Below are 9,755 nucleotides of genomic sequence, written 5' to 3'. Positions count from 1 at the left end.
AGGAAATTTGAGGAGATCTGTCCTTAGTACGAGAGGACCGGGATGGACATACCTCTGGTGTACCAGTTGTTCTGCCAAGGGCATGGCTGGGTAGCTATGTATGGAAAGGATAAGCGCTGAAAGCATCTAAGCGCGAAGCCAACTTCAAGATAAGATTTCCCACCGCAAGGTTAAGATCCCAGGAAGACTACCTGGTTGATAGGTCAGAGGTGTAAGTGCAGCAATGTATGTAGCTTACTGATACTAATAGATCGAGGACTTGACCAAGAAAGATGTTTGAGTAAGGATTAGGTCCAGCCGAAAGGCTCACTAAATATTCAGTTTTGAGGGTACAAAAACAATACTTTAATTGGAAATTGAAGTCTATGACTTCAATTTTGATATGTAAAGACCAAATTATCGCGGAGTGGAGCAGTTGGCAGCTCGTCGGGCTCATAACCCGAAGGTCGTAGGTTCAAGTCCTGCCTCCGCAACCATTATTATGGCTCCTTGGTCAAGCGGTTAAGACACCGCCCTTTCACGGCGGTAACAGGGGTTCGATTCCCCTAGGAGTCACTTTTTAATACAAATAGGCAACAAGGCCTGGTAGTTCAGTTGGTTAGAATGCCAGCCTGTCACGCTGGAGGTCGAGGGTTCGAGCCCCTTCCAGGTCGCCATTTTGCGGGAATAGTTCAGTGGTAGAGCGCGACCTTGCCAAGGTCGAAGTCGCGAGTTCGAATCTCGTTTCCCGCTCCATTTTTCAAAAATCCTTTATAGGATTTTTTTTTATATATTTTTTTGCAAAAAATCATATACTTAGACTTATGTAAGGAAAAGTGTGTTAAAATAATTATACATGATCAATTATCGTATGTATTTAAATAAATTAAGCAAGGAGAATTATAGATGTGGTCAATAAGTATAGCTTTAAATAAAATTTCTCAAATAGCCTTGAAAATAAGCATAAATGATGCTATTGATATGCTAATAATAGCCTATATATTTTATAAAATGTTGATGTTTATAAAGGATACCAGGGCAGAACAGCTCTTTAAGGGCGTAATTATGTTATTGGTTGCTACACAATTGAGTGGTATGCTGAAATTACATACACTTTATTGGATACTTGTAAAGATACTGGAGGTAGGATTTATTCTTCCATTTATTATATTCCAACCAGAATTAAGAGCGGGTCTAGAGCATATAGGAAGAAATACTAGCATAATAAAGTTTGGTGGACATGGTGATTCTGATATAGATAAGGACCAAGACCTTGTAATAGCTGAAATGGTAGATGCCCTTTACGATTTGGCTAGCAGGAAAATAGGTGCTCTTGTGGTGCTTGAAGGAAAGACTAAGATTAATGAAATAGTTGATACTGGTACTAAGATAGAGGGTAGGGTGACTAAGCAATTATTATGTAATATATTTATACCTAATACACCTCTACATGATGGTGCGGTTGTAGTTAGAGACAAAAAAATAAAATCAGCTGCGTGCATACTTCCTCTAACTCAGAGAAAAGATATAAGTAAGGAACTAGGTACAAGGCATAGAGCTGCCATAGGTGTGAGTGAGATGTCGGACTGCCTTACTCTTGTAGTGTCAGAAGAGACAGGAAGTGTATCAATTACTAGGTCTGGCAAGATATACAGAGATGTTACAAGAGAAAGACTTACTAATATATTAAAGAATTTCTATAAGACCAAGTCTGAGAACACTAATATATTCAAAGAATTGATGAAAAAGCAAAAATAGGTAGGTGTCTATTATGAATAAAAAACCTTTAAATAATAAGAAGAATATAAAAACAAAGATAATATCTGTTGCAGCTGCAGTAGCCTTATGGATGTATGTAATTGCTGTTGTAGATCCAGAAGATAGGAAGGTTATAGAAGATATTCCAATAACTATAAAAAATACCCAACAGATAGAAAAAGAGGGATATGTTATATATCCCAAAGATCACATGACTACTGATATAACTCTTGAAGGCAAGTTATCCGAAATTCAGAAGATTACCAAGAACAGCGTAAGTATTTATGGAGAAGTGATAAATCCTGTAGAGGGTAAAAATACTGTATCCCTATCAAGTAACATATCAAGTCATGTTTCAAGAGAAATTAAAGAGAGTAGCTTTGTCGTAAATCTAGAAAAAAAAATAACTAAAAAGGTGCCTGTTAAGATAGAGATTCCTTCAAACTACAAGGAAAAAATACACAGTGCCAATGGAGAATACAAGTACGTGAAGGTGTCTGGTCCTAGGAGCTTGGTCGATGAAGTGTCATATGTATCTGCTACTATAAATACAGACAAGCTTGAAAAGATGTCTGATAAAACTCAAGTAGTACAGGAAATATACCTATTAGCCTTCACAAAAAACAAGAAACCAGTAAGCGTGGATATAGAGATTAAGAAGATGGATGTTGAAATCAAGTTTGCAATTGAAAAAGAAGTAGAAGTAGTACCTAATCTAGGAAATTGGGATATTACAAGAGATTCTTTATCAATTAGCCCTGAAAAGGTTACAATAATAGGTGATAATGAAACTTTAAAAAATATAGAAGAAATTTCTACAAATAGACTAAATGAAGAAGATTTTTCTAATGCTAGTAGCAAAAAAGTGAAACTTGTTATACCTGATGATATAAAGATAAAAGGTGATATAGAAGAGGTTCAAATAAGCAAAAAATAAATCTCCTATAAAAAAGTAATACCTAGCAAGGGTTTGCCTTTAATTGATAAATAGACAAAAAATTATGTGAATAGCATATTGTTGTTGTATTTATAAGATGGGCTAATGTTATAGAAAATTTTGAAAATTTAGTTAAATTTAAATAATAAATGAAAAATAAGAAGATACATTATAATATAAGGTTGACATATCTTTGTTAATTAAATATTTTTATTGCATCTTCTTAATTTTCGTTATAAAATAATAAATGAAAAGGAATTAGTGAATAGAAAAAAATTATCTATTAATTGATATTAATTTTTGTAAAATCGTTTGCAAAGTTGAAAAACTAAATGAATACTTATAATAAATCAAGAGGATTAATCAAATACTTTAAATTATATGTCTTCTTCCTCAAAAGTGTCTTTTTTAGATAAGATGAGTTGTTAGTTTTTTTAACGGAGCTAATCATTATGACAGGATATAGAAGATTTAATAAAATTAAGTTTATTGCCTTGTTTAGTAAAAAGTTTGATGATTTAGTTTTTTATTGTAAAGTGAGTTACTAGACATTAATTGGTTGTAAAATTAGTTTATTTGTTCAGAGTTAGAAGTGGATTTTGTTTCTTATGGTTTATGAAAACGTTATAAATAAATTAATTGTATTAAATGGAAAATTGGAGGTAATGATGAAAGATATTTTTAAGATTCTTACAATTAACCCGGGGTCTACGTCTACAAAGATAGCAGTATACGACAATGACCAGGAAGTATTTGAAAAAACACTACGCCACTCATCTGATGAAATTGGTCAGTTTGAAACTATAGCAGACCAGTTTAACTTTAGAAAAGACGTTATAGAAGGTGAGTTGAAGGCAGCTGATATAAAACTTGAAGAACTTGATTGTGTAGTAGGCAGGGGTGGTCTTCTTAAACCGATAAAAGGTGGTACATACAGTGTGTCTGATGATATGATAGAAGACTTAAGAGTTGGAGTATCTGGCCAGCACGCTTCAAACTTGGGTGGAATAATAGCTAGGGAATTTTCTAAGGAACTTGGTATACCAGCTTATATAGTTGACCCAGTTGTTGTTGATGAACTTAGTGATGTAGCTAGAATATCTGGCCTTGCTGATATAGAGAGAAGGTCTATATTCCATGCTCTTAACCAGAAGGCTATAGCTAGGAGATATGCTGATGAAGTAGGCAAAAAATACGATGAACTAAACCTTATAGTAGGACATATGGGTGGTGGAATATCTGTAGGTGCCCACGAAAAGGGTAGCGTAATAGATGTTGCAAATGCCCTAGATGGTGAAGGACCATTCTCTCCAGAGAGAAGTGGTGGAATACCAGTAGGTAGTTTAGTACAGATGTGCTACAGTGGTGAATACTCACTAGCAGATATGAAGAAGAAGATAACAGGTAGGGGTGGACTAGTTTCTTACCTTGATACTAGTGATGCTAGAGATGTAGAAGCCATGATAGAAAAGGGAGATAAGAAGGCTGAACTTGTATATGATGCAATGGCTTATCAGATAGCTAAAGAAATAGGTTCATGTTCAGTAGTTCTTGAAGGCAAGGTAGATGCAATACTATTGACTGGTGGTATAGCATATTCAAAGATGTTTACAAAGAAGATAATAGACAAGGTAAGCTTTATAGCTGATGTAAAGGTTTATCCAGGTGAAGATGAGATGGCAGCTCTTGCCTTAGGTGGACTTAGAATTCTTAGAGGGGAAGAAGAAGCAAAGATCTACTAAATCTTACTTTGATAGATAAAGGCTTATATAGAACTAAAATTCTGGAGATTGAGGATTTTTGTATAGGAGTAAGCGGATGAATAATAAGAGAATAAGAATAATAACAGGCCACTATGGGAGTGGTAAGAGCGAGTTTTCAGTAAACTACGCATTGAAGTTAAGAGGAGAAATTGAAGGTAGACTTGCTATATCAGACCTTGATGTTGTAAACGTTTACTTCAGATCTAGGGGAATGAAGGATTTACTTGAAGAAAAGGGGATTCATGTAATCGCATCTTCCGTAGACGCTCCAACACTTGATATACCAGCATTGTCAGCTGAGATACACACACCTTTACTAAACAAGGACTACAACAACATTATAGACCTTGGTGGTGATAAGGTAGGTGCAACTGTCATAGCTAGGTATAGAGATATGATTGATGATGAAGACTATGATATGTTCTTTGTTGTCAACGCAAATAGGGAGAAAACACAGACAGCTGAAGAGGTAATGGGATATATTGATGAGATTGAGGCAGCTTCAAAGTTGAAGGTGACAGGACTAATCAACAATACTCATATGCTCAAGGCGACTACAATAGAGGATCTTGAAAAGGGTCAGGAGGTATGTAGAGAAGTTTCAAAGGCTAGAAATATTCCAATAAAGTTTGTTTCATGCATGGAAAGTCTTGTTGACCAGATTCCTGAGGACTTTGAAGGTGAAATTATTCCACTTAGTCTAATGTTAAGAGACCAGTGGATGATGTAGTGTGTTTTATATAATTAGTATAATATAATTATTTTATTAAGGAGGCAATATAATGGCGGCTAAAGGTAGAGTGTCTTTTGATCAGAAGTACTGTAAGGGTTGTGGACTTTGCATCTCTGTATGTCCAAAGAAGATAATTGCTTTAGACTTATCTAAGGTTAATTCAAAGGGATATAACCCTGCAAATGTAGAAAATATGGATGAATGTATCGGTTGCGCAAGCTGTGCAATGATGTGTCCAGACGCAGTTATTACAGTAGAAAGATTATAATTAATTAGGGGGGATTTTAAATGGCTAAGATACTAATGAAAGGTAACGAAGCATTTGGTAAGGCAGCAATGGTTGCTGGATGTAAGTATTTCTTCGGTTACCCAATAACTCCACAGAGTGAGTTACCAGAATATTTGTCAAGAGAATTACCAGCAAATGGAGGAGTTTTTGTTCAGGCAGAATCTGAAGTTGCTGCAATAAATATGGTTTATGGTGCAGGTGGAACTGGAGCTAGAGTTCTTACTTCATCATCTTCACCAGGTGTAGCATTAAAGCAGGAAGGTATAACTTACTGTGCAGGTGCTGAAGTACCATGTGTTATCCTAAACGTAGTGAGAGGTGGCCCAGGGCTAGGTTCTATACAGCCATCACAGTCAGACTACTTTATGACTACTAGAGGTGGTGGAGACGGAGATTACAGAACTCCAGTATACGCTCCAGCTAGTGTTCAGGAAGCATGTGATATGATCCAGGATGCATTTGACGTAGCAGAAATCTACAGAACTCCAGTACTAGTTCTTCTAGATGGTATGATAGGTCAAATGATGGAACCAGTTGATTTTGACAAGCCAAGAAAGCACAGAGAGCTTCCTGAAAAGACTTGGGCTACAACTGGTACAAAGGGAGAAAGAAAGCCAAATATAATCAACTCACTATACCTTTCTCCAGAAATACTTGAAGAGCACAACTACCACTTACAGAGAAAGTATAACAAGATTGAAGCTAATGAATGTCAGGTAGAAATGGATAGAACTGAAGATGCAGAACTAGTATTCGTTGCTTACGGAACTATGGCAAGAGTTGTTAAGAACTGTGTAAACGAACTAAGAGAACAGGGTTACAAGGTTGGTCTAATAAGACCTAAGACAGTATGGCCTTACCCATACCATGCATTCGATGAAATACCAGCTTGCAAACACTTATTTGCAGTAGAAATGTCATTAGGACAGATGGTAGAAGATGTTAAGCTTGGTTCAAATGGTAGACATGAAGTACACTTCTATGGTAGGCCAGGTGGTATGGTTCCAGAACCAAAGGAAATAATGAATAGAGCGATAGATATATTAGGAGGTGCTAAGTAATGGCTGTTATTTTTGAAAAAACTAAAGGTTTAACTGATGCGCAGACACATTACTGTCCAGGATGTACTCATGGTATAATCCACAGAACAGTTGGTGAAGTACTTGAGGAAATGGACGTTTTAGGTAATGCTGTAGGTGTAGCACCAGTTGGTTGTTCAGTTCTTGCATACAATTACTTCAACTGTGATATGAGTGAAGCTGCTCATGGTAGAGCACCAGCAGTTGCTACAGGTATAAAGAGAGTATTAGGACCAGATCATATGGTATTTACATATCAGGGAGACGGAGACCTTGCTTCTATAGGTACTGCTGAAATAGTACATGCTGCCAATAGAGGAGAAAATATAACAGTTATATTCGTAAACAATACTACTTATGGTATGACAGGTGGACAGATGGCTCCTACAACTCTAATAGGAGAAAAGGCTACAACTTGCCAGGGTGGTAGAGATCCTAAGCTTCATGGTTATCCAATCAGAATAGCTGAAATGCTTTCTACACTAGTAGGTGCTACTTTCGTCGAAAGAGTAAGAGTAGATACTCCAGCAGAAGTTAGAAAGGCTAAAAAGGTTATAAGAAAAGCGTTTGAAGTTCAGAAGGCAGGTCTTGGTTTCTCACTAGTAGAAGTATTATCTACTTGCCCAACTAACTGGGGTAAGACTCCAGTAGATGCACTTCAGTGGTTAAGAGACAACATGATTCCTTACTATCCAGTGCAGAACTTCAGAGATATAGATATAGAAGCTGCACTAGCAGAAAGAGCTGAAGCAGAAAAGGAGGACAAATAAATGAGTACATCTAGAGTTATTTGTGCAGGATTCGGTGGACAGGGTGTAATGTCTATGGGTCAGCTAATGACATACGCAGGAATGCTTGAAAATAAAGAAGTTTCTTGGTTACCATCTTATGGTCCTGAAATGCGTGGTGGTACAGCTAACTGTGCTGTTACTATATCTGATGAACCAGTTGGTTCACCAATCATTACAGATGATGCAACTGCAGCTGTAATAATGAACTCACCATCGCTTACTAAGTTTGAAGGAGATGTTGTTCCAGGAGGAACAATTCTTATAAATAGTTCTCTAGTACATGAAAAATGTGAAAGAGACGATATAGAAGCTTACTATATAAACGCTAACGAATTATCAAATGAACTAGGTGGATCAAAGTTTGCCAACATGGTAATGCTTGGAGCTTTCCTAGCTGTTGATAGCAGTGTTGATATAGAATCAGTTCTTGAAGCATTCAAGAAGGTTTTCGGAAAGAGAAAAGAAAAATTCATACCAGTAAATAGACAGGCCCTTCAGGCAGGTTATGACGCTGTTATGGATCAGAAGAAAAACTAATTCCAATATACAATATATTACCTTTGATGGGTCGCCACAATTGCCAGTGGCGGCCCGTTTTTTTGAAAATATATTATAATAAATTATGACAAAAAGGCTAAATTATGATAATTAGTTCAGTTTTTGTGATAGAATAGTAGTGAAACTTTAAATATAAATATGAGGAGAGATATATAGATGAGAAAATATTTTGGTACAGATGGTGTTAGGGGTATAGCCAACACGGAATTGTCACCTTCTATGGCTTTTAAGCTTGGAAGGGCTGGAGGCTATGTGCTAGCTGAAAATAAGGAAAAAGTAAAGGTAGTAGTTGGTAGAGATACTAGAATATCTGGAGATATGTTGGAAGCAGCCTTGATATCTGGTCTGATGTCAGTTGGTTGTGACGTAATTACAGTTGGAATAATACCTACACCAGGTGTGGCATACCTTACTCGTAAGTATGAGGCAGATTGTGGAGTTGTTATATCTGCGTCTCATAATCCAATTGAGTACAACGGAATAAAATTCTTCAACAAAAGCGGATTTAAGTTGGATGACTCAATTGAGCTTGAAATCGAAAAATACATAGACAATATGGACTTGATAGATGTAAATCCTACAGGAGACATGGTCGGTAGAAAAATATTTGACCATGAGGCAATTCGCCACTATGCGGACTATCTAAAGTCTAAGATAGATGTCAGTCTTGAAGGTGTAAAGTGCGTACTTGATTGTGCAAATGGTGCAGCATATAGGGTCGCTCCTATGGTCTTTGAAGAGTTAGGTGCAGAGGTCATAGCTATAAATGCCCAGCCAGATGGAACTAATATAAATGACAAGTGTGGCTCTACCCATCCAGAAGGTCTACAAAAGAAAGTAATTGAAGTTGGTGCTGATATAGGTCTTGCTTATGATGGTGATGCAGATAGACTAATAGCAGTAGACGAAAAGGGCAACTTGGTCGATGGCGACAAGATTATGGTTTTAGGTGCTATAGATATGAAGAAAAAGGGTAAATTAGTTAAGGATACCCTAGTTGTAACTGTAATGAGCAATATAGGCCTTACAATAGCAGCCAAGGAACATGGCATAAATCTTGCAACAACAGCTGTAGGAGATAGGTATGTCCTAGAAGAAATGCAAAAATCAGGCTATGTTCTTGGTGGAGAGCAGTCAGGCCACCTGGTATTCCTAGACTACAATACAACTGGTGATGGTACAATGTCATCCCTTGTCTTAACACAGATAATGGTTGAAGAAAATAAGGCTATGTCAGAACTTGCATCTGTTATGGACCAGTATCCACAGGTACTAGAAAATGTCAAAGTAAAAAATGAGTTTAAGAATTCATATATGGATTTTAAGGAAATTGCTGACGAAATAGTAAGAATTGAAAAGGAAATGGACGGCAAGGGTAGGGTCTTAATCAGACCATCAGGAACAGAACCACTAGTGAGGGTAATGTTGGAAGGAAAAGACCAAGACCATATCCACGAGCTAGCACTTGGGCTTGCAGCTATTATCAAAGAAAAGATAGGCTGTTAAAAGAAAATAGATACTTTGTAATGTGCTATAACATATGTTACACAATTGAATAAAAAAAGAGAGGAACTCTGATACAATAGTAATATCGACAAAACCATTTAGTAAAGGAGTCCTCTCATGTCTATTATAACAGAAGAAATGCGTTACCGCCAAAAATTATGTGAATTTGCTAAAAAATATGGAGTTACAAAAGCCGCAAGGCGATATCATACTAACCGTCAGTTTGTGTATAGACAACTAAAAAAGTATGATGGCACAGTAAGGAGCTTAGCATTAGGCTCTAGAAGGCCTTTACGCAGTCCAAATGCTCACACAAAATCTGAATTGAAGTTAATTAGAAAGATGCTTAAAAGAAATGGTAT

General features: G+C 36.6%; 9 protein-coding genes, 4 tRNA genes, 1 rRNA gene and 1 pseudogene. All 15 read left to right on the top strand.

The genetic code is table 11. The features are described 5' to 3' along the window. A 23S ribosomal RNA gene (locus tag F823_RS0109790) occupies positions 1-267 on the top strand; the annotation flags it as partial. A 133-nt stretch (positions 268-400) separates the two neighbouring features. Continuing rightward, a tRNA-Met gene (locus F823_RS0109785) sits at positions 401-476 on the top strand. Between the two features lie 7 nt (positions 477-483). Beyond that, positions 484-555, top strand: a tRNA-Glu gene (locus F823_RS0109780). A gap of 24 nt (positions 556-579) precedes the next feature. After that, positions 580-656: transfer RNA gene (locus tag F823_RS0109775), tRNA-Asp, on the top strand. A 4-nt stretch (positions 657-660) separates the two neighbouring features. Beyond that, positions 661-735 (top strand) — tRNA-Gly (locus tag F823_RS0109770). Positions 736-885: 150 nt separating this feature from the next. Then, positions 886-1,737, top strand: coding sequence for a diadenylate cyclase CdaA (gene cdaA, locus F823_RS0109765; protein ID WP_002844130.1), 852 nt, complete (start codon positions 886-888; stop codon positions 1,735-1,737). Between the two features lie 13 nt (positions 1,738-1,750). Then, positions 1,751-2,674 carry a CdaR family protein gene (locus F823_RS0109760; protein ID WP_002844132.1) on the top strand — a complete coding sequence of 308 codons (924 nt, stop codon included), beginning with the start codon at positions 1,751-1,753 and terminating at the stop codon, positions 2,672-2,674. Positions 2,675-3,342: 668 nt separating this feature from the next. Then, on the top strand, positions 3,343-4,416 hold the full coding sequence (gene buk, locus F823_RS0109755) for a butyrate kinase (RefSeq protein WP_002844128.1): 1,074 nt from the start codon (positions 3,343-3,345) through the stop codon (positions 4,414-4,416). Positions 4,417-4,492: 76 nt separating this feature from the next. After that, positions 4,493-5,167 (top strand): hypothetical protein, encoded by a 675-nt coding sequence (locus tag F823_RS0109750; protein WP_002844157.1) that lies wholly within the window; start codon positions 4,493-4,495, stop codon positions 5,165-5,167. Positions 5,168-5,219: 52 nt separating this feature from the next. Then, positions 5,220-5,438: a 4Fe-4S dicluster domain-containing protein gene (locus F823_RS0109745; RefSeq protein WP_002844120.1), complete on the top strand. Its 219-nt coding sequence runs from the start codon at positions 5,220-5,222 to the stop codon at positions 5,436-5,438. A gap of 20 nt (positions 5,439-5,458) precedes the next feature. Then, positions 5,459-6,520: a 3-methyl-2-oxobutanoate dehydrogenase subunit VorB gene (locus F823_RS0109740; protein WP_002844118.1), complete on the top strand. Its 1,062-nt coding sequence runs from the start codon at positions 5,459-5,461 to the stop codon at positions 6,518-6,520. Beyond that, positions 6,520-7,308, top strand: coding sequence for a thiamine pyrophosphate-dependent enzyme (locus tag F823_RS0109735; protein ID WP_002844166.1), 789 nt, complete (start codon positions 6,520-6,522; stop codon positions 7,306-7,308). The genes F823_RS0109740 and F823_RS0109735 overlap by 1 nt, the downstream gene beginning before the upstream one ends. Beyond that, entirely contained in the window at positions 7,309-7,866 is a 558-nt protein-coding gene (locus tag F823_RS0109730; RefSeq protein ID WP_002844167.1) for a 2-oxoacid:acceptor oxidoreductase family protein, read from the top strand. It abuts the gene before it with no gap. Positions 7,867-8,043: 177 nt separating this feature from the next. Next, positions 8,044-9,393: a phosphoglucosamine mutase gene (gene glmM, locus F823_RS0109725; RefSeq protein WP_002846666.1), complete on the top strand. Its 1,350-nt coding sequence runs from the start codon at positions 8,044-8,046 to the stop codon at positions 9,391-9,393. 117 nt (positions 9,394-9,510) lie between these two features. Continuing rightward, positions 9,511-9,755 (top strand): annotated as a pseudogene (locus F823_RS0109720) (hypothetical protein); the annotation flags it as partial.

It is taken from the genome of Peptostreptococcus anaerobius VPI 4330 = DSM 2949, from assembly GCF_000381525.1.
Taxonomy (GTDB): domain Bacteria; phylum Bacillota; class Clostridia; order Peptostreptococcales; family Peptostreptococcaceae; genus Peptostreptococcus; species Peptostreptococcus anaerobius.
This window is presented reverse-complemented; position numbering and strand designations above follow the sequence as displayed.

Coding starts and splice junctions, on each gene's coding strand:
- cdaA (WP_002844130.1), top strand. CDS start 886: ATGTGGTCAATAAGTATAGCTTTAAATAAAATTTCTCAAATAGCCTTG.
- F823_RS0109735 (WP_002844166.1), top strand. CDS start 6,520: ATGGCTGTTATTTTTGAAAAAACTAAAGGTTTAACTGATGCGCAGACA.
- buk (WP_002844128.1), top strand. CDS start 3,343: ATGAAAGATATTTTTAAGATTCTTACAATTAACCCGGGGTCTACGTCT.
- F823_RS0109750 (WP_002844157.1), top strand. CDS start 4,493: ATGAATAATAAGAGAATAAGAATAATAACAGGCCACTATGGGAGTGGT.
- F823_RS0109760 (WP_002844132.1), top strand. CDS start 1,751: ATGAATAAAAAACCTTTAAATAATAAGAAGAATATAAAAACAAAGATA.
- glmM (WP_002846666.1), top strand. CDS start 8,044: ATGAGAAAATATTTTGGTACAGATGGTGTTAGGGGTATAGCCAACACG.
- F823_RS0109745 (WP_002844120.1), top strand. CDS start 5,220: ATGGCGGCTAAAGGTAGAGTGTCTTTTGATCAGAAGTACTGTAAGGGT.
- F823_RS0109730 (WP_002844167.1), top strand. CDS start 7,309: ATGAGTACATCTAGAGTTATTTGTGCAGGATTCGGTGGACAGGGTGTA.
- F823_RS0109740 (WP_002844118.1), top strand. CDS start 5,459: ATGGCTAAGATACTAATGAAAGGTAACGAAGCATTTGGTAAGGCAGCA.